The organism is Mesorhizobium sp. M8A.F.Ca.ET.202.01.1.1 (assembly GCF_004791595.1).
In the GTDB taxonomy this organism is placed as follows: domain Bacteria; phylum Pseudomonadota; class Alphaproteobacteria; order Rhizobiales; family Rhizobiaceae; genus Mesorhizobium.
In genome coordinates this window covers 27,653-45,595 of the sequence record NZ_SRUN01000003.1, presented here as the reverse complement: position 1 = coordinate 45,595, position 17,943 = coordinate 27,653, and the positions used below count along the sequence as shown (strand labels likewise).

The following is a 17,943-nucleotide window of genomic DNA, read 5'->3' as shown; positions in this document are numbered from 1 at the left end:
GGGTGATATCTTAAAGAAGATGACTTCAGGCCGCGTGCGAGGCCTGCGTGTCCGACAAAAGCGCATGGATCGCCGTGGCGTCACGCGTTCCCCTGATCTTGGCCACCGTGTCGGCATCGCGCAGCACGCGCGCGATGCGCGACAGCGCCTTGAGGTGATCGGCACCCGCCCCTTCAGGCGCCAGCAGCAGAAACACCAGATCGACCGGTTGGTCATCCAGCGATTCGAAATCGACGGGCGTTTCCAGCCGGGCGAAAACGCCGGCGATGCGCTTCACGCCGGCAAGCTTGCCGTGCGGGATGGCGATGCCGTTGCCGACGCCGGTCGAACCCAGGCGCTCACGCTGCAGGATGGTGTCGAACACCTCCCGTTCCGGAATGCCCGAAATCGCCGCCGCCCGCTCGGACAGCAATTGCAGAAGCTGCTTCTTGGAGTTCGCCTTCAACGCCGGCAAAATCGCCGGAACGCTGATAAGATCGCTCAGATCCATACTTGAAAATCCTTGTTCGCCTGCCGCGCCAGTCCCCACCCCTCGTGCGGCTGGCTTTTATCCCTGTGCGACTTTGGTCGTGGACGGATCGATCCAGCCGATGTTTCCGTCGGGCCGGCGATAGACGATGTTGAGATGGTCGGTTCCGGCATTGCGGAAAACAACCACCGGACTGTCCTTGGTATCGAGCTCGATGACGGCCGAGGCCACCGACATGGTCTTCAGCGTCATGGTTGATTCGGCGACGATGGCCGGTGCGAAATCCTCCGGGATTTCCTCATCGTCATCGGCAAGCGGTGCCATCACGGTATAGGCAATGTCGGTCAATTCGCCGTTGCCATTGCCCGAATTGTGCGATTTCAGACGGCGCTTGTAGCGCCGAAGCCGGGTCTCCAGCCGATCGGCTGCGGCCTCGAAGGCCAGCGTCGGATCCTGGGCATCGCCGGTGGCTTGCAGCGAGGCGCCTGAATCCAGCCGGATCATGCAATCCGCCGAATAGCGCGAACCCGATTTGATGACGGTGACGTGTCCCGCGAAGCCGCGATCGAAATATTTGCCGATCGCTTCACCGACCCGATCGTTGATGCGTGTGCGGAACGCATCGCCGATATCCATGTGCTTTCCCGATATGCGCAGATTCATCTGAAAACTGACCTTCCTTGCTCAGGCTTCAAACTGGCCCGAGTTTATACTCGTGATCCGTGCGCACAAGCTTTGCGGCGTCACTCGCGCCGATTTAAATCCGAACTTTCCGGTTGATCACAAGCCGCCTTCTTGACCGTCCCGGGGTCATGTCGTGACGGACCATCCGCTAGCGGGCATCAGGCCCGTCTCATGCGGGCGGGCTTCTAGCCACTTCACCGTGGCTTGTCAATGAAACTCGAAAACTGTGGAAATCGTGAGCGCATGGAGCTGTCCATCATTTCACGGAAACGCCGCTCCATCTCTTTGCCTTGGCGCAATTGCCAAGGGAAGCGCTATGCGCTTTTCCCGGGAAACCGCTTTACAATTTTCCTGGGCTTGCTCTAGCGGCCGGCGCTGGCGAGCGCCCGTTTCTCGCGCCGGCGCTGCACCGACGAGGGAATATTCATGCCTTCCCGGTATTTGGCGACCGTGCGCCGGGCGATATCGACGCCGCTTTCCCTGAGCATGTCGACGATAGCATCGTCCGACAGCACATCGACGGGCTTCTCCTCGTCGATCATTTGCTTGATGCGATCACGCACCGCTTCGGAGGAATGCGCTTCGCCACCGCCCGATGCCGCGATCGAGGCGGTGAAGAAATAGCGCAGCTCGAACACGCCGCGCGGGGTCAGCATGTATTTGTTCGCTGTGACCCGGCTGACCGTCGATTCGTGCATGCCGATGGCGTCGGCCACCGTGCGCAGGTTGAGCGGCTTCAGATGGCGTACGCCATGGACGAGGAAGGCGTCCTGCTGGCGCACGATTTCCGAGGCCACTTTGAGGATCGTCTTTGCCCGCTGGTCGAGGCTGCGCGTCAGCCAATTGGCGTTCTGCAGGCACTCGGCCAGGAAATCCTTCTCCGCCTGGTTCTTCGCGTGCGGCGACACCTGGGCGAAATAAATATGGTCGACCAGCACGCGCGGCAGCGTTTCGGCATTGAGTTCGACGGTCCAGCTGCCGTCATTGGCCGCCCGCACCTCGACATCGGCGACGATGGCGTCGCTGGCGCCGCCCGAAAAAGCCATGCCGGGCCGCGGGTCGAGCGCCCGGATTTCGGCCAGCATGTCGAGCAAATCCTCCTCGTCGACGCCGCAGAGCCGCTTCAGCGTCTGGAAATCGCGCCGTGCCAGCAGTTCGAGATTGGCGACCAGGGCCTTCATCGCCGGATCGAGCCGGTCACGCACGGCAAGCTGCAGGGAAAGGCATTCCGCGAGATCGCGGGCGAACAGGCCGGCCGGCTCGAAGGTCTGGCATACGGCCAGCACGTTGCCCACCGCCAGGCTGTCGATGCCGAGCCGCGCGGCGATCTCCGCCAGATCGGCCCTGACATAGCCGGTCTCGTCGAGCCCATCGGAAAGTTCTCCGGCGATCAGCCGCGCTACGGGATCGGTGAAGGCAAGTGCGATCTGTTCGCCGACATGGTCGCGCAGCGTGATCGCGCTCGCCGCCATGTCGCCGGCATCGAGCCCCTCGGACGAGGAGCCGCCGCCGCTGCCCGAAGCCGATTTCCATTGCGCCGTCAGGTCGGGCCCGAGCCGTTCGCTGGTGCCGGGATCATCGGGAAACAGGTTTTCCAGGGACGTATCGAGCTTTTCCGAGATCGCCTCGGCGCTCCATGCCGTCTCGTTCTCGAACCAGTCGCCGTCGGGGGCGGCTTGCGGCTCGGCCTCGAGCTTCTGCGCCTGATCGCTCGCGGCATCGTCCTGCGGCTCGGCGCGCTCCAGGAGCGGATTGCGCTCGATCTCCTCGTCGATGAAATGCTCGAGCTCGGCATGGGTGAACTGCAGCAGCCGAATCGACTGCATCAGCTGCGGCGTCATCACCAGCGACTGCGACTGTCGGAGCTGTAGTTTCGCCGCCAACGCCATGGCTCGGTTTCAAACGCCTCCTGAACGCGTCCGGACTTCCGGAATGAATTTCACGGCGGGCATAGAAACTGGCCCGGCTTTTGCTTGTCAAGGCAAAGCCTAGCAAAACCCGCTTACCGGAGCGTTATCCCGCGGCAAAACCGCGAAAAAACAGGCCGCACCGCCCAAAAAATCGTGTCAGGAAACAAATTTCACGCTCAGAGCAATTCCAAGAGCCGGGGAAAAAACAGCTTCCTGGCCGGAACTTCGTAAAAACAGACGCAGCGAAGCGGCGTGTAGGACAAGGAATTGCTCAGAGGGTAAAACCCTCGCCGAGATAAAGCCGCCGCACGTCGGGATTTGCCACCACTTCGTCGGCGCGGCCATGGGTCAGCACCTGGCCGGCGTGGATGATATAGGCACGGTCGATCAGGCCGAGCGTCTCACGCACATTGTGGTCGGTGATGAGGACACCGATGCCGCGCGCCGTCAGGTGACGCACCAACTGCTGGATGTCGGCGACCGCGATCGGATCGATGCCGGCGAAGGGTTCGTCGAGCAACATGTAGGCCGGACGCGTCGCCAGCGCGCGCGCGATTTCCAGGCGCCGCCTTTCGCCGCCCGAGAGCGACATGGACGGCGCCTTGCGCAGATGGCTGATGTGGAATTCCTCGAGCAGTTCGTCGAGGTTGCGCTCGCGGACCTTGCGGTCTTTTTCCACCACTTCGAGCACGGCGCGGATGTTCTGTTCGACATTGAGGCCGCGGAAGATCGAGGCCTCCTGGGGCAGATAGCCGATGCCGAGGCGCGCGCGGCGATACATCGGCATCGAGGTGACGTCGAAGCCGTCGATCTCGATCGTGCCTTCATCCACCGGCACCAGGCCGGTAACCATGTAGAAGCAGGTCGTCTTGCCGGCGCCGTTAGGGCCGAGCAGCCCGACGGCCTCGCCGGCGCGTACGCCCAGCGTGACGCCGCTGACGACCTTGCGGCCCTTGTAGCTCTTGGTCAGGCCCTTGGCGATCAAGGTTCCCTTGAACTTCGCCTTGTCGGCGGTGACCGTGGCCGGAGCCGAAAGCTTGCCTGCGGCCCGTCCCGGAAGACGCGCCGTCAGCGACGACAGGCTGGCCATCAGGGGTTCGTCGCTCCCGATTTCGACGCATCCGATTTCGGCGGCGGCGTGATCGACATCTGCACGCGCTGCCCAGCGCATGGATCGACCTGGGCCAGTCCGCTTTTCATCTGCACGGTAAGCTTGCAGCCGACCAGGACATTGTCGTTTTGCGACAGGACGACCTTTTTGCCCGAAAGCACCAGCACCTGGCTCTTCATGTCGAAACTGCCCTGATCGCCGGTAGCGACCTGCTGATCCGACTTGATGTACACCTTGTCGGAGATTTCGAGATGGTCGATGTTGGCCGAGCCGGTCATCGCAGCGCCCGCGGCTTCCGTGCCCTTGGCCGCGGCATTGGCATCCTTGATGTAATAGACCATCATCTTGCCGGCCTTCATCAGCGTCGGCCCCTGGACGACGGTGACATTGCCCGTGAAGATGGCGACATTCTCGGCTTGACGCACTTCCAGCTTGTCGCTTTCGATCTGGATCGGCTTGTCACCGGCCAGTTTGAGGCCTGACACCTGACTGGCGGCAGACGACTGCGCCAGCGACGGCGCCAGGCTGAGCAGGAGCAGCGCCGAAGTTGCGGCCGCAAGCCGTGTCGAACTATTGAGCCACATTCGCTTCTTCGCCCTTTGCCTCAGCCGCCTTCAGACTGGCGGCATCAATGTTGACGCGCACCCTATTCTCGAACACCAGGATCTTGCCATTGTCCTGGACCGACAGGGAATTCGCTGTGATCTGCGACCCGCCACGGCTGACATCGACGGGATCATCCGTCTTCATAGTGCCTTTGCCCATGTCGAGGAAGACCGATTTGAACTTGGCCTGCATGCCGTCGGTCGTGGTGATGGTGACGTCGCTGTCCAGTTTCATCGTATTGCCGTCGCGATCATAGGTGCCACGCGAGGCTTTTACCGCCGCGACATTGTCGGGAGCGATCGGCACCTTGGCGTCGATGCCCTCGAGCTCGATGATGCCTTGCGTGCTCACATCCTGTATCGCCCGCAGCGCCGTCATCGAGTAGGGCTGCTTCTGCTTGGTGAAGCCATTGAGTTTGGGATTGGCCATCACCAGCTTGCCGTTGGAGAAGGCGGTGCCTTCCGCCTGCACCGCGACGGAAACGGGGGCGGCGAGATACGAATAGATCGGGAAGGCGACGGCGATCAGCGCCGCGGCCAAGGGCACGGCGAATTTGAGCACGCGCACGCGGCGCGAGTGACGCTGAGCGCGGTCGAAAGCCTCGTCCCGCGTCCAGCCATCCTCCGGGGGAGCCAACTCCGTCTCCGGGCTGGCCGGTTCATTCGGTCGCGCTAACATGACTGCTTTCTTCTAAAACCCGCCCCCGGGGAGCACCGCCTATAGGTGGGACGCCAGCGTCCTCACGCAAGCACAAGCCGACGAAAACCGCAAAAATGTGACAGCTGCCATTGCACAAACGAAACCCGGGTCAGCGCAATAGCCAGTGCTTCATAGCAGAAATAGTCGCCCTTGCGTCTTTTTTCATCACCGAAGTTCTTCCCACTTACCTTGCGTCCCCCGCACAGACCAGTCACAAAACAGACAGCATAAGGACCGTCGCGCGCGGATTGCCGCGCCATGTGCGGGATGGAACTGCTTCCCGATGGAGACATCATGGTCTAAAAGCGTCTCTTCCCGCTGACTGTGAGGCTGACGATGGCATTGAGAGCCGACGACCTGATCGACCGCCGCCGCTTGCGGCGCAAGCTGACTTTCTGGCGTGTCGCGGCCTTTGGCATCGTGGCGCTCGGGGTGATTGCGCTGTCGGCCTGGTTCTATGGCGACGATTTCGGCGGCTCCACCGTCGACCACATCGCCAAGGTCAGGATCGAAGGCACCATCACCGAGGACGACGAACTGATCAAGCGGCTGGAGACCATCCGCCAGTCGTCGAAAGTAAAAGGCGTGATCCTGGTGATCGATTCTCCCGGCGGCACCACCGTCGGCGGGGAATCGATCTACGAGGAGGTGCGCAAGCTCGCCGCCGACAAGCCGGTCGTGGCCGAGGTCGGCACGCTCGCCGCGTCGGCGGGCTACATGATCGCAAGCGCCGCCGACCATATTGTCGCCCGCAAGACCTCGATCGTCGGCTCCATCGGCGTGCTGATCCAGTATCCTGACGTCAGCGGCCTGATGGACAAGCTCGGCGTCAAGCTGGAGGAGGTGAAATCCTCGCCTCTGAAAGCCTCGCCCTCGCCCTTCAAGCCGACCAATGACGACGAACGCGCCATGGTCCGCAAGCTCATCCTCGACAGCTACGACTGGTTCGTCGGCATCGTCGCGGAACGCCGCAAGATGACGCACGAACAAGCACTGGCGCTCGCCGACGGTTCGATCTTCACCGGCCGCCAAGGTGTTGCCAACGGGTTGATCGACGCCGTCGGCGGCGAGTCCGTGGCCATCGACTGGCTGGCGACCAAGGGTGTCGATGCCAAGCTCAAGGTGGTCGAATGGAAGGACACGGAACGGCGCGGCGGCTTCCTGTTCTCGAAGGCGATGGCACGCACGATCGCCGGCGCGCTCGGCTTGCCGGATTCCGGCGGCGACGTCATCCATGAACTTGGCGCCAACCGCTTGTTTCTTGACGGTCTCGTTTCCGTCTGGCACCCTTGAGACGCGTTGGGACAGCTGAAAAAGCAAATAAAATCATCCTGATAATTTTGGCCGAACTGCTTTCACGGGGACCCGTCTGATGATCAAGTCCGAGCTTGTGCAGATTATTGCCACGCGCAATCCGCATCTTTTCCTGCGCGACGTCGAAAACATCGTCGGCGCGATCTTCGATGAAATCACCGACGCGCTTGCCGAGGGCAACCGGGTCGAATTGCGCGGCTTCGGCGCTTTTTCGGTGAAGAATCGACCCGCCCGCACCGGCCGCAACCCGCGCACCGGCGAGTCCGTCGAGGTCGAGGAGAAATGGGTGCCGTTCTTCAAGACCGGCAAGGAACTGCGTGAAAGGCTGAACGGCGGCAAGTAGCCGGACTGCCTTGTCCGGCCGCTTGCAACGGAAAACATCATGCTCAATCGCTTCATGCTCATCGTGGTCTTCGTGCCCCTGGCGATCATCTTGATCGCCTTGGCCGTTGCAAACCGCGAACTCGTCGCCTTCACGCTGGATCCATTCAATCCCGGCAATCCCAAGCTGACGCTGACCTTGCCGCTGTTCATCTTCCTGTTCCTGGCGCTCGCCATCGGCATGATCGTCGGCAGCCTGGCGACCTGGGTAAAGCAAGGCCGCTACCGCAAGCTGGCGCGCCAGCGCGGCGCCGAGGCGGAAAACCTGCGCCAGGCGGTCAGCCGCGCGCCCTCAGTGCCCCAGGGGCCAGTCCAAGGGTCGGTCCAAGGGTCGGCCCAAGGACCGGCCCAAGGACCGGCATTGCCGAAGCCGACCACTTGAACCGCAGGCCGGCGCATTTCTTTTCACGGAGCTTTTCATGCTGACCATTTCGGCTGCGGAGGTCGATCGTGCGCTGACCTTTCCTGGACTGGTCGAGACGCTGCGCACTGCTTTTCGCGAGGGCGCGGTGCAGCCGGTCAGGCATCATCACGCGGTCGAGAGGCCTGATGGCGCGGCGTCGACCCTGCTTCTGATGCCGGCCTGGACCGATTTTCACGCCGCCGGCGGTTCGGCCGGCGGCCATATCGGCGTCAAGATCGTCACCGTCTCGCCCGACAACAACGCCATCGGCAAGCCAGCCGTGATGGGGCTCTATCTCCTGCTCGATGGCGGCACCGGCGAACCGGAAGCCCTGATCGACGGCCAGCGGCTGACGCAGTGGCGAACGGCCTGCGCCTCGGCGCTCGCGGCGTCCTATCTCGCCCGCGACGACGCCTCGCGGCTGCTGGTGGTCGGCGCCGGCGCGCTCTCACCCTTCCTCGCCAAGGCGCACAGCGCCGTGCGGCCAATCAAGACAATCCGCATCTGGAACCGTACCCCGGCCAACGCCGAGAAAGTCGCGGCCGATCTGTGCGCCGAGGGCTTCGCGGCCAGCGCCGCGACCGATCTCGATGCCGAGCTTGGCCAGGCCGACATCGTCTCCTCGGCGACAATCACCACCAAGCCGCTGGTCAAGGGTACGCTGCTGCGGCCGGGAACCCATGTCGATCTGGTTGGCGGCTTCACCCCGACGATGCGCGAAAGCGATGACGACGCGATCATGCGCGCCCGCGTCTATGTCGACACCCGCGCCGGCGCCACCAAGGAGGCCGGTGACATCGTCCAGCCACTGGCCTCCGGCGTCCTGAAGCCGGAAGCCATCGTCGCCGACCTGCACGAACTGGCGCGCGGCCAGAAGCAAGGCCGCGGCAGCCCCGACGAGATTACGCTGTTCAAGTCGGTCGGCGCGGCACTCGAGGATCTTGCCGCCGGCATTGCCGTCTACAAGGCACTCAGGGGCTAGTCGAAGCCAGTTTGGCGCCCATCGCCCCTGCGATTAGGGCAAAATCGGTCGCGCTGATCGGAAACAGGCCAAAGCGCAGCTGGTAACCCCAGTTCGATTTGCCTGCGGTGAATTCCAGCCTCTCAAGCAATGGCTTGATCGGCGTTTCCCCGGCCTGCGCCCAGCCGACATCACGGCGGAACGGCGTGAAGCCGCCGCCCATCTCGCCTTGATAAGGTTCTCCTTCCCGCACCGTGCCGATCGCCGTGAACGCCTGCAGACCGTCTTTCTCCCCCAAAACGGTGGTTGGCGAGTAATAGACGATGCCGTCGCCGGGCCTGACGCGGCGCAGAGGTGCAGCCTTGCCGTGGTTAACCTGCAGGAAGCCGCCCTGCCGGCCGCGCCGGACATGCTGCGCCGACGCCACCGCGATCCAGCAGGCGTTCATGCCTGTCCTCCCGCGTTCAGCCAGTAAACACGCAAACGGTGATTGTCGGGATCGAGCGCAACGAAAGTGCGGCCGAAATCCATGTTCGTCGGCGGCTGCAATATCTTCAGGCCGCGCCCGGCCCAGTCGGCATGAGTGGCGTCGACCGCGTCGGGTGTCTCCAGGGCAAAGACGATCTCGGCGCCGCCGCCCACGGCAGTCGCGGCCGGCTCGACCGTATGACGCGACCACAGCCCGAGCTTGAAGCCCGCATCGAGCACGAACAGCACGAAGGTCGGTGCGCTTTCGACCGGCTCGCGTCCCAGCAGCGCGCTGTAGAAGGCGCCGCTCTCGAGCGGCTGATCGACATAGAGGATGACAAAGTTCGGGGTGGTCATGTCTGTTCTCCAAGGGGCGGTGTTTCGATTTGGAGACCTTAGAACAGGCTACTGTCAGATTCTGGCAGTATCCGTTAGGAGCCGCGAGGCCTGTCGAACGTTGCCCGCCATTCCTTGAGCATCGCCTGGCGCCGACGTGGATAGCGTGTGTCGATTGGCTTCAGCTCCGCGATGCGGTCCGTGCGAAAATGCCGGAAATCCTGCCGCGTCTCGCACCACGCCACCACGACCCGCACCTTGTCGAAGAAGCCAAGCGCAAACGGCCAGACGACACGTTGCGAGGCGGCGCCGCCAGCATCGCGGTAGTGGAAAGCGAGCTTGCGTTCGTTGCGGATGGCCTGCCGCACCAGGCCGAGATCAATACCCTCGATGACTTCCGCCGGCGGCCCGACCAGCAGCGTCGAGGCATCGAGATCCTCACGCAAATCGTCGGGCAGCACGGCCGCGATCTTGGCCAGCGCGTTGGCGGCAGCAGCCGAAAGACGCCGGTCCGGCTGCTTGGCGACCCAGCGCGAACCAAGCACAATGGCTTCGATCTCCTCGTCGCTGAACATCAGCGGCGGCAGCATGAAGCCGGGCTTGAGCACATAGCCAAGTCCCGCCTCGCCCTCGATCGGTGCGCCTTGCCCCTGCAACGTTACGATGTCGCGGTAGAGCGTGCGGATCGAAATCCCTAGTTCATCGGCCAATGCTTGCCCGCTCACCGGCCGGCGGTGCCGGCGCAGCGACTGAATGAGGTCAAGCAGGCGTTCGGAACGGGACATTGGCGGCAATCCGGAAAGGGCCAACGATAGGGCCGGAGCGCAGGCGACCACAAGCTGGGGAACAGCCGTGGCCCGGAAGCGTTCAGTCACCATGCAGATATATGGTTTCCTGCTGTTCTGGTCCGCCTTGACCGCCCTGGTCGGCGCGCTCAGCCTCGGACCGTCCTTCGCCCATGTCCTGGAATCGCTGCCGCGGCTTTCGCATTGGCCGCCGGTCCTCTGGCGCGAGACGACGGTTTTCAACGGTCAGTTCCTGCTCTTTGCCGTCATCGGCGCACCGCTGGATATCGCGGCGATCGCCTGTCCGGCATTATTGGCATGGCTGATCCATGAGGATCGCCGGGCATTCTGGTTCGCATTTTCCGCCGCCCTGCTCTATGCACTGTCGCTGATATTCTGGATCGTACTCGTCAAGCCGGCCAACGATGTCCTTGCCACCTGCGTGCCAGGCCCGATTCCCGATGATTTCGAAGCCATCCGCCTGCGTTGGGAGACCGGCCATATGGTTGTCACGGCGTTCAAGGCCGCAGGCTTCGTCTCACTGGTCCTGGCCCTGCTTACGATCAGGCGCTGAGCTTTCCGGCAAGGCAATGTCGCGCGCGTTTGTTGCGCCAATGGGCGTAGCTGTGGCAGAAGCGGGCCAGACCGCCGGAGACGATGCTTCTTGAAATCCTTCCGCGACAAACGCCGCGACGATCGCTCGCACCAGCCGGCGAAGGGTGGGGCCGCGCAATCGCGCACGCCAGAGAACCGCGCGGCCGTGCGGCCTGATTCCCGGCCGCGTGAGCAGCAGGCCGCCAGGGCCGAGGATCGGACCGAGCCGAAGCCAGCGGCGCGCATCATCGCTCGACGCGACGGCGCCCTGCCCGCCGAGCAACTCCCGGTAATCCTGGAAGTCGCTCCCAACGCCGATTATGCGTTGCTCGACAGCGGCGCGGGACAAAAACTCGAACAATACGGTCCCTACCGCATCGTCCGGCCTGAGGGCCAGGCGATCTGGCAGAAGGCTCTCCCGGCAAGGGATTGGGAGCGCGCCGACGCCATCTTCACCGGCGACACCGACGAGGAAGGCATCGGCCGCTGGCGCTTCCCCAAGACGCCGCTCGGCGAAACCTGGCCGATGAAGCATGACGGCATTGACTATCTCGGCCGTTTCACCTCGTTTCGCCATGTCGGCGTCTTTCCCGAGCAGGCTTCGCACTGGGATCATATGGCAGGGCTGATCGCGGCGGCCAGGCGCCCCGTCAAGGTGCTCAACCTGTTCGGTTATACCGGCCTTGCCTCGCTGGTGGCGGCGCGCGCGGGCGCCGAGGTCACCCATGTCGACGCCTCGAAGAAGGCGATCGGCTGGGCGCGCGAAAACCAGGAGATGGCCGGCCTTGGCGGCAAGCCGATACGCTGGATCGTCGATGACGCGGTGAAGTTCGCCGAGCGCGAGGAGCGTCGCGGCAGCCGCTACGACATCATCCTGTTCGATCCGCCGGCCTATGGCCGCGGCCCCAAGGGCGAGGTCTGGCAATTGTTCGAGGACCTGCCTGATTTGACGGACCTCTGTCGCTCGATCCTGACCCCAAAACCGCTCGCCGTGGTGCTGACCGCCTATTCGATCCGTGCCTCCTTCTTCGCCATCCACGCCCTGATGCGCGACACCTTCGCCGGCATGGGCGGCAAGGTTGAATCGGGCGAGTTGATCATCCGTGAAAAGTCCGCCGGCCGGGCGCTTTCGACTTCACTGTTTTCGCGCTGGGTGGCCTGACATGAACGAACGGCACGCCGGCGCACCCGGCCAGGTGAAGGAAGTCACCAGTCTTGCCAATCCGCTGGTCAAGGACATCAAGGCACTCGCCTTGAAGAAATTCCGCGACCAGCAGAACGCCTTCATGGCCGAAGGGCTGAAGCTGGTCATCGATGCGCTCGATCTGGGCTGGCAGATCAGGACGCTTGTTTTCGCCAAGGCCGGACGCGGCAACGCGGCCGTGGAAAAGGTCGCGGCGCGCACGGTTGCCGCCGGCGGCACCGTGCTCGAAGTATCGGAAAAAGTGCTTGTCGCCATCACCCGCCGTGACAATCCGCAAATGGTGGTCGGCGTCTTCTCGCAGAAATTCCTGGCCCTGAAGGACATCAGTGCCGACAATGGCGATGTCTGGGTCGCGCTCGACCGGGTGCGCGATCCCGGCAATCTCGGCACCGTCATCCGCACCGTCGATGCCGTCGGCGCCAAGGGCGTCATTCTGGTCGGCGACACCACCGATCCGTTTTCGGTGGAAACGGTGCGCGCCACCATGGGTTCCATTTTCGCCGTGCCAGTGGCGAAGGCAACGACCGAGGCATTCCTTGCCTGGCGCGGCGGCTTTTCAGGTCTCGTCGCGGGCACCCATCTGAAAGGCGCGGTCGACTACCGCTCGGTCGATTTTTCCCGCGGGCCGGTGTTGCTGATGATGGGCAACGAGCAGCAGGGACTGCCCGAAAGCCTGGCGGCGAGCTGCGACAGGCTGCTCAGGATTCCGCAGGCAGGCCGTGCCGATTCGCTCAATCTCGCAGTCGCCACCGGCATTATGCTGTTCGAGATCAGGCGCGGCGCGCTGAAACTCGAACCAATCCCGGACCAGCAATGAAGGTTGTCCAATCGTGAAATCATGGTCTCCCTACGCGCTGCTCGTCATCGTGGCCATCGCGCTCGACCAATGGATAAAGTCAGTTGTCGAGGCCAGCCTGCCCTTTCAGGAGAAGCTCGACCTGCTGCCCTTCCTGGCGCTGTTTCGCACCTACAACACCGGCATCGCCTTCTCGATGTTCTCCTCCTTCGGCGACACCGGCCTCGTGGTCATCGCCGTGCTGGTCGTCGCTTTCGTGCTTTACCTCGCCACGCGCACGCCATCGGGCCATGTCATCGCCCGTACCGGCTTTGCTCTGATCATCGGCGGCGCTCTGGGCAATCTGATCGACCGTGCCGTCTACGGCCACGTCATCGACTACATCCTGTTCCACACGCCGGTCTGGTCCTTCGCCGTCTTCAACCTTGCGGACGCCTTCATTTCCGTGGGTGCGGCACTGGTCGTGTTCGACGAACTCATCGGCTGGCGGCGTGAACCCAAACCTTCGAACGCCAAGCCTTCCAAAGATTGACCCCGCGCGGCCATCGCCGCACAGTCAGACGCCAAGCAAGTTCGCGGAGAGAAAGATGACCGAAACGTTCAAAGCCATCCTCGTTTCGCGCGACGCCGAGAAAAAACAGTCGGTCGCCGTGACTGATCTCACCGACGCCGATCTGATGGAGGGCGACGTCACCATCGCGGTCGAGGCGACGACGGTGAACTACAAGGATGGACTGGCCATATCGGGCAAGGCGCCGGTGATCCGCCGATGGCCGCTGGTGCCGGGCATCGACCTTGCCGGCACTGTCATCTCCTCTTCCAATCCCGACTGGCGCAAGGGTGACAAGGTCATCCTGAACGGCTGGGGCGTTGGCGAAACCCATTTCGGCGCCTATGCCGGGCGCGCCCGCGTGAAGGGCGACTGGCTGGTGCCGTTGCCGGAGAGCATGAGCGCGCATGATGCCATGGCTGTCGGCACCGCCGGCTACACGGCCATGCTCTGCGTCATGGCATTGGAGCGGCACGGCATCCTGTCTGATCGCGGCCCTGTCGTGGTGACGGGCGCTGCCGGCGGCGTCGGTTCGGTCGCGGTCTCCATCCTGTCCAGCCTCGGCTACCATGTCGTCGCCTCGACAGGCCGCAATGCCGAAAGCCCTTATCTGATCAATCTTGGCGCCGCCGAAGTGATATCGCGCGACGAGCTCAACCAGCCCGCCAAGCCGCTGGCCAAGGAGCGCTGGGCCGGTGGTATCGATTCGGTCGGCAGCCACACATTGGCCAACGTTCTGTCGATGACCTCCTATGGCGGGGCGGTCGCGGCCTGCGGCCTCGCCGGTGGCATGGATCTGCCATCGAGCGTGGCGCCCTTCATCCTGCGCGGCGTCTCCCTGCTCGGCATCGATTCAGTGATGGCGCCGAAGGCCGTGCGCCTCGAAGCCTGGCGGCGCATCGGCTCCGATCTCGATGTGGACAAGCTCGCCAGCCTGTCCACGACCATCGGCTTCGACGGCATCATCGGTGCGGCACACGACATCGTCGATGGCAAGATCCGCGGTCGCGTCGTCGTCGACATGTGACCGGACTGAGGGATCGCAGGCCGGACGGAATTGCCACATCGGGCGGCAAATCGGTCTTCGCCGGGGCAAAAACCCCGATCCGCTAAAATTCGAACGATCCCCCGCAATTTTCCATAATGTCTGTCTGGCAAGGATTTCGCATGATCGCGGAATCCGACAGCCAACGGGCCGACCCTGGCGACGACATCGTTGCGGCACCGGCGCAAGCGCCGGCAATGGCGCGGCGGTTTATCGCCGCGCCGCCGCTGGTGCCCGATCAGCAACCGGCCAAGCGCGAAGGCCTGCCGATCCTGACCTTCGTTGTCATGGTGCTGGCCGGCCTCTCCTACCTGACCGGAGCGCCGGTCTTCATCAGCCTTGCGTTGCTGGCAACAGGCCTTGCCGGCCTGGCCATGCACCTGCACGCCAGGCGCAGCGTACGCCGCAGTACGGTCCTGCTCGACGAAACCACCGCCCGCAACCGCGCCGAGATCGAGACGCTGGCCGACCGCATGTGGGAGATGCAGGAAAGCGAGGAGCGCTTTCGCGGTCTCATCGACGCGCTCGGCGATCTCGTCATCCATCGCGACCGCGACGGTTACATCGTCTATGCCAACAAGGTGTTCGCCGACCTTGTCGAAACCGATCAGCGCGACCTTGCCGGCAAGACGCTGGCCGAACTCGGCATCGAGGTCGGCATCGTTCCCGATGCCGCTTTCTCCGACCATGAATGCCTGAGTTCCACCGACGTCGCCATCCGCACGCCCACCGGGCCGCGCTGGTTCTCCTGGATCGAGCTGTCCGTGCGCGACAAGGACAGCGATGCCGTCTCGCATCGCGCCATCGCCCGCGACATCACCGCACGCAAGCGCGCCGAATCGTCCATGATCACGGCGCGCGAACGGGCCGAGTTCGCAAGCCAGGCCAAGTCGCGTTTCCTCGCCACTGTCAGCCATGAGATCCGCACGCCGATGAACGGCATCATGGGCATGGCCAAGCTGCTCGCCGACACCAGCCTGTCGCCGGAACAGCAGACCTATGTCGGCGCCATCTCGACCTCGGCCAGCGCCTTGCTTGCCCTGATCGAGGATCTGCTCGACTATTCCAAGATCGAGGCCGGACGCTTCGATCCCGAACCGCAGCCCATGTCCGTGCGCGAGATCGCCGACAACATCATCGAATTGATGGCCGCGCGCGCCTTCGCCAAGAATATCGGCCTCGGCTGCCATGTCGAACCGGATGTGCCGCAATTGATCACCGCCGATCCGGGCCGGGTCAGGCAGGTGCTGCTCAACCTCATCGGCAACGCCATCAAGTTCACCGACAGCGGCGGCGTGCTGGTCAGCGTCGCGCGCGCCCGCACCGAGACCAGCGACCGCATCTGCTTCACCATCGCCGATACCGGCCCCGGCCTGCGCGACGAGGACATGGAGCGCATCTTCGAGGAGTTCGAGCAGGCCGACGGCACCTCGACGCGCACGCATGGCGGTGCCGGACTGGGGCTTGCCATCTCCAAGCGTCTGGTCACCGCCATGGGCGGCACGATTTCGGTATCCAGCCGGCTAGGCCAGGGATCGGAATTCGTCTTCGAGATTCCGGCCATATCGGCTACCGAGCCGCCGCAGGGCCGGCTGAACGCGCTTGCCGGCCGACGCGCCGTGATCCTGTCCAAGAACACCGTCGAGGCCGACGCCATCGCCCGCACCATCCGCGCCAATGGCGGCGCGGCCGGCATCGCCACCACCGTGGCCCAGGCCGCATCCTTTGCCGACGGCTGTGACGTGCTTCTGGTCGACGCGGCCCTGGAAGAGAGTGACGGGAAGCTGCTCAAGCGGCTTCGCCAGCATGGGTTCACCGATTGCGAAGCCGTCACGCTGATCGCACCCACCGACCGCGGCATGCTTGGTGAGTTTCGTGCCAGCGGCTACGCGACATTCCTTGCCCGGCCGGTGCGCGGAGGAACACTTTTGCGTGTCCTTTTGAGCAGCCAGACGCCGGTCCTCGCCCCGCCGCGGCCGGAAAAACGCCGCGCACCGGCGCTTCGTGCCTCAGGCGAACGCCAACAGGGCCTGTCCGTGCTGATCGCCGAGGATAACGACATCAATGCCATGCTGGCCCGCGCAACGCTGTTGAAGGCCGGGCATCGCGTCAAGGTGGTCGGCAACGGCAAGGCTGCCGTCGAGGCGGTCACCGGCGCCGGCCACAAGCACCGCTTCGACGTGGTGCTGATGGATCTGCATATGCCGGTCATGGACGGATTGGACGCCATTGCCGCGATCCGCCGCCACGAGGAGGAAGCCTCCGTACCGCCGGTGCCGATCATGGTGCTGTCGGCCGACAGCCAGGAAAAGACCCGCCATGCGGTGCTCGCCCACGGCGCCAGCGGCTTCGTCACCAAGCCGCTCGACCCCGACGCGCTGGTCAGCGCCGTCGAGGGCCAGGTCGCCGCTTGAGCCGCCTTTTCACGGTGCATGGCAGACGAAGCCCGCCAAAAAAAGCAGCCCGGTTTCGGGCGCCCGCGAAGCCAACGCGCGTAGGCTCTTGTGCCGCAACATAGCCGGTTGACCGTTTTCGCCAGCCGACGAAGTATTGCCCGCGACGCTGTATCACGGTACTGTCACAATCCTGTTGCACCTACACCGTATCCCCGTGCCAAGAGGGATGGCTCGAAGGAGAATCACTCGTGCATACAGTTATGCCGGAATGTGACACTCGGCCGAACGCCAGCAGCGCCTTGCTCGCCGGACGTAATGTCGATTCCGTCATAAAAGGCGCAGCGCTCGGCCGTATCGGCAATCTCGAAGTGCGGCTCGCCCGCAACGAGGCCGAGATCGCGGCCGCGCAGGAAGTGCGCTACCGTGTATTTTATGACGAGCTTGGCGCCAGGAAGGATCTGTTCCAGGCGCAGGACCGCCGCGACGCCGATCGCTTCGACCCGCTCTGCGACCATCTCCTCGTCCTCGATACCTCGCTTTCCGGCCCTGAGCACCGCCGCATCGTCGGCACCTATCGCTTGCTGCGGCAAGAAATCGCGGCAACCGCCGGAGGCTTCTATTCCGAAGGCGAATTCGAGCTGACCAAGCTCATCGCCCGTCATCCCGGCCAGCGTTTCCTGGAACTCGGCCGCTCCTGTGTGTTGCCGGAATACCGTTCGAAGCGCACCATCGAGGCGCTGTGGCAAGGCATCTGGGCTTACATCAATCACTACGAGATCGGCGTGATGACCGGATGTGCCTCCTTCCACGGCACCGTGCCGGCCGCGCACGCCGAGGCGCTCACCTATCTCGCCCATCACTGCCGCACCAACTCGGCCTGGGACGTGCGCGCTGTGTCCGGACGCTACTGCTCCATGGACCTGATGCCGATCGAGGCGGTCAACACCAAGGCGGCGATCGCGGCGATGCCACCACTGGTCAAGGGCTATCTGCGGGTCGGCGCCCGCATCGGCGATGGTTGCGTCATCGACCGCGAATTCTCGACCGTCGACATTTTCGTGGTGATGCCGGTCAAGGAGATCGGGGCCCGCTACGTCAACTATTATGGCGGCGAAGCGCAGCGCTTCGCGGCGTGAGCGAGTAGACAGTAGGCAGTGGGCAGTGGGCAGTGGTGAAGACGCCACGATTCACGCTTTGGCGACTACTGACAATTTCCCTACTCCCTACTCCC

Annotated in this window: 20 protein-coding genes; 11 read left to right on the top strand and 9 right to left on the bottom strand. The window is 63.7% G+C overall.

Features of this window, described 5'->3' with window-relative positions:
* Positions 1 to 25 precede the first annotated feature (25 nt).
* From ptsN to lptC, 6 genes are all read right to left on the bottom strand, one after another.
* Positions 26 to 490: a PTS IIA-like nitrogen regulatory protein PtsN gene (ptsN, locus tag EN845_RS08215; protein ID WP_010911486.1), complete on the bottom strand. Its 465-nt coding sequence runs from the start codon at positions 488 to 490 to the stop codon at positions 26 to 28.
* Between the two features lie 57 nt (positions 491 to 547).
* Complete coding sequence (gene raiA, locus EN845_RS08210; RefSeq protein WP_127279801.1) at positions 548 to 1,132, bottom strand: ribosome-associated translation inhibitor RaiA; 585 nt, start codon at positions 1,130 to 1,132, stop codon at positions 548 to 550.
* A gap of 383 nt (positions 1,133 to 1,515) precedes the next feature.
* Positions 1,516 to 3,042, bottom strand: coding sequence for an RNA polymerase factor sigma-54 (gene rpoN / locus EN845_RS08205; protein WP_127869991.1), 1,527 nt, complete (start codon positions 3,040 to 3,042; stop codon positions 1,516 to 1,518).
* Positions 3,043 to 3,334: 292 nt separating this feature from the next.
* Positions 3,335 to 4,153, bottom strand: coding sequence for an LPS export ABC transporter ATP-binding protein (lptB, locus tag EN845_RS08200; protein ID WP_127279799.1), 819 nt, complete (start codon positions 4,151 to 4,153; stop codon positions 3,335 to 3,337).
* Entirely contained in the window at positions 4,153 to 4,758 is a 606-nt protein-coding gene (locus EN845_RS08195) for an LptA/OstA family protein (protein ID WP_127279798.1), read from the bottom strand. The genes lptB and EN845_RS08195 overlap by 1 nt, the downstream gene beginning before the upstream one ends.
* A complete protein-coding gene (lptC, locus tag EN845_RS08190; RefSeq protein WP_127279797.1) occupies positions 4,745 to 5,458 on the bottom strand; it encodes an LPS export ABC transporter periplasmic protein LptC in 714 nt (237 codons plus the stop codon). Before lptC ends, EN845_RS08195 begins: the two co-directional genes overlap by 14 nt.
* Positions 5,459 to 5,815: 357 nt before the next feature.
* Here lptC and sppA point away from each other — a divergent pair, with 357 nt between their 5' ends.
* The 4 genes from sppA (at position 5,816) to EN845_RS08170 (ending at position 8,559) form a co-directional block, all read left to right on the top strand.
* Complete coding sequence (sppA, locus tag EN845_RS08185) at positions 5,816 to 6,772, top strand: signal peptide peptidase SppA (RefSeq protein WP_127869992.1); 957 nt, start codon at positions 5,816 to 5,818, stop codon at positions 6,770 to 6,772.
* Positions 6,773 to 6,851: 79 nt separating this feature from the next.
* The gene (locus tag EN845_RS08180) at positions 6,852 to 7,136 is read left to right on the top strand and encodes an integration host factor subunit beta (RefSeq protein WP_006200394.1); all 285 of its coding nucleotides are present in this window, start codon (positions 6,852 to 6,854) and stop codon (positions 7,134 to 7,136) included.
* 39 nt (positions 7,137 to 7,175) lie between these two features.
* The gene (locus tag EN845_RS08175) at positions 7,176 to 7,556 is read left to right on the top strand and encodes a LapA family protein (RefSeq protein WP_127279749.1); all 381 of its coding nucleotides are present in this window, start codon (positions 7,176 to 7,178) and stop codon (positions 7,554 to 7,556) included.
* A 37-nt stretch (positions 7,557 to 7,593) separates the two neighbouring features.
* Positions 7,594 to 8,559, top strand: a complete 966-nt coding sequence (locus EN845_RS08170; protein ID WP_127279748.1) for an ornithine cyclodeaminase family protein — start codon at positions 7,594 to 7,596, stop codon at positions 8,557 to 8,559.
* Here EN845_RS08170 and EN845_RS08165 read toward each other — a convergent pair.
* The 3 genes from EN845_RS08165 to EN845_RS08155 all read right to left on the bottom strand — a co-directional run bounded on the left by EN845_RS08165 (position 8,549) and on the right by EN845_RS08155 (position 10,127).
* Positions 8,549 to 8,986: an EVE domain-containing protein gene (locus tag EN845_RS08165; RefSeq protein ID WP_127869993.1), complete on the bottom strand. Its 438-nt coding sequence runs from the start codon at positions 8,984 to 8,986 to the stop codon at positions 8,549 to 8,551. The genes EN845_RS08170 and EN845_RS08165 overlap by 11 nt on opposite strands.
* Positions 8,983 to 9,363, bottom strand: a complete 381-nt coding sequence (locus EN845_RS08160) for a VOC family protein (protein WP_127869994.1) — start codon at positions 9,361 to 9,363, stop codon at positions 8,983 to 8,985. The genes EN845_RS08165 and EN845_RS08160 overlap by 4 nt, the downstream gene beginning before the upstream one ends.
* 74 nt (positions 9,364 to 9,437) lie before the next feature.
* Complete coding sequence (locus EN845_RS08155) at positions 9,438 to 10,127, bottom strand: YafY family protein (protein WP_127869995.1); 690 nt, start codon at positions 10,125 to 10,127, stop codon at positions 9,438 to 9,440.
* Between the two features lie 91 nt (positions 10,128 to 10,218).
* On the opposite strand from EN845_RS08155, the gene EN845_RS08150 reads away from it, so the two are divergent.
* From EN845_RS08150 to EN845_RS08120, 7 genes are all read left to right on the top strand, one after another.
* On the top strand, positions 10,219 to 10,701 hold the full coding sequence (locus EN845_RS08150; protein WP_127869996.1) for a DUF1772 domain-containing protein: 483 nt from the start codon (positions 10,219 to 10,221) through the stop codon (positions 10,699 to 10,701).
* 90 nt (positions 10,702 to 10,791) lie between these two features.
* Entirely contained in the window at positions 10,792 to 11,883 is a 1,092-nt protein-coding gene (locus EN845_RS08145) for a class I SAM-dependent rRNA methyltransferase (protein ID WP_127869997.1), read from the top strand.
* A 1-nt stretch (position 11,884) separates the two neighbouring features.
* Positions 11,885 to 12,742 (top strand): RNA methyltransferase, encoded by an 858-nt coding sequence (locus EN845_RS08140; RefSeq protein WP_127869998.1) that lies wholly within the window; start codon positions 11,885 to 11,887, stop codon positions 12,740 to 12,742.
* A 13-nt stretch (positions 12,743 to 12,755) separates the two neighbouring features.
* Entirely contained in the window at positions 12,756 to 13,253 is a 498-nt protein-coding gene (gene lspA / locus EN845_RS08135; RefSeq protein ID WP_127869999.1) for a signal peptidase II, read from the top strand.
* 55 nt (positions 13,254 to 13,308) lie between these two features.
* A complete protein-coding gene (locus EN845_RS08130; protein ID WP_127870000.1) occupies positions 13,309 to 14,298 on the top strand; it encodes an MDR family oxidoreductase in 990 nt (329 codons plus the stop codon).
* Between the two features lie 140 nt (positions 14,299 to 14,438).
* The gene (locus EN845_RS08125) at positions 14,439 to 16,730 is read left to right on the top strand and encodes a PAS domain-containing hybrid sensor histidine kinase/response regulator (protein ID WP_127870001.1); all 2,292 of its coding nucleotides are present in this window, start codon (positions 14,439 to 14,441) and stop codon (positions 16,728 to 16,730) included.
* Between the two features lie 242 nt (positions 16,731 to 16,972).
* A complete protein-coding gene (locus EN845_RS08120) occupies positions 16,973 to 17,848 on the top strand; it encodes a GNAT family N-acetyltransferase (RefSeq protein WP_167531310.1) in 876 nt (291 codons plus the stop codon).
* Positions 17,849 to 17,943 lie beyond the last annotated feature (95 nt).

Excerpts from the sequence above, each read along its gene's own strand:
- EN845_RS08195 (WP_127279798.1), bottom strand. The coding sequence starts at position 4,758 with ATGTGGCTCAATAGTTCGACACGGCTTGCGGCCGCAACTTCGGCGCTG.
- sppA (WP_127869992.1), top strand. The coding sequence starts at position 5,816 with ATGGCATTGAGAGCCGACGACCTGATCGACCGCCGCCGCTTGCGGCGC.
- EN845_RS08175 (WP_127279749.1), top strand. The coding sequence starts at position 7,176 with ATGCTCAATCGCTTCATGCTCATCGTGGTCTTCGTGCCCCTGGCGATC.
- lptC (WP_127279797.1), bottom strand. The coding sequence starts at position 5,458 with ATGTTAGCGCGACCGAATGAACCGGCCAGCCCGGAGACGGAGTTGGCT.
- ptsN (WP_010911486.1), bottom strand. The coding sequence starts at position 490 with ATGGATCTGAGCGATCTTATCAGCGTTCCGGCGATTTTGCCGGCGTTG.
- EN845_RS08165 (WP_127869993.1), bottom strand. The coding sequence starts at position 8,986 with ATGAACGCCTGCTGGATCGCGGTGGCGTCGGCGCAGCATGTCCGGCGC.
- lptB (WP_127279799.1), bottom strand. The coding sequence starts at position 4,153 with ATGGCCAGCCTGTCGTCGCTGACGGCGCGTCTTCCGGGACGGGCCGCA.
- EN845_RS08170 (WP_127279748.1), top strand. The coding sequence starts at position 7,594 with ATGCTGACCATTTCGGCTGCGGAGGTCGATCGTGCGCTGACCTTTCCT.
- EN845_RS08120 (WP_167531310.1), top strand. The coding sequence starts at position 16,973 with ATGCCGGAATGTGACACTCGGCCGAACGCCAGCAGCGCCTTGCTCGCC.
- EN845_RS08160 (WP_127869994.1), bottom strand. The coding sequence starts at position 9,363 with ATGACCACCCCGAACTTTGTCATCCTCTATGTCGATCAGCCGCTCGAG.
- rpoN (WP_127869991.1), bottom strand. The coding sequence starts at position 3,042 with ATGGCGTTGGCGGCGAAACTACAGCTCCGACAGTCGCAGTCGCTGGTG.
- EN845_RS08130 (WP_127870000.1), top strand. The coding sequence starts at position 13,309 with ATGACCGAAACGTTCAAAGCCATCCTCGTTTCGCGCGACGCCGAGAAA.
- EN845_RS08155 (WP_127869995.1), bottom strand. The coding sequence starts at position 10,127 with ATGTCCCGTTCCGAACGCCTGCTTGACCTCATTCAGTCGCTGCGCCGG.
- EN845_RS08125 (WP_127870001.1), top strand. The coding sequence starts at position 14,439 with ATGATCGCGGAATCCGACAGCCAACGGGCCGACCCTGGCGACGACATC.
- EN845_RS08150 (WP_127869996.1), top strand. The coding sequence starts at position 10,219 with ATGCAGATATATGGTTTCCTGCTGTTCTGGTCCGCCTTGACCGCCCTG.
- raiA (WP_127279801.1), bottom strand. The coding sequence starts at position 1,132 with ATGAATCTGCGCATATCGGGAAAGCACATGGATATCGGCGATGCGTTC.
- EN845_RS08140 (WP_127869998.1), top strand. The coding sequence starts at position 11,885 with ATGAACGAACGGCACGCCGGCGCACCCGGCCAGGTGAAGGAAGTCACC.
- EN845_RS08180 (WP_006200394.1), top strand. The coding sequence starts at position 6,852 with ATGATCAAGTCCGAGCTTGTGCAGATTATTGCCACGCGCAATCCGCAT.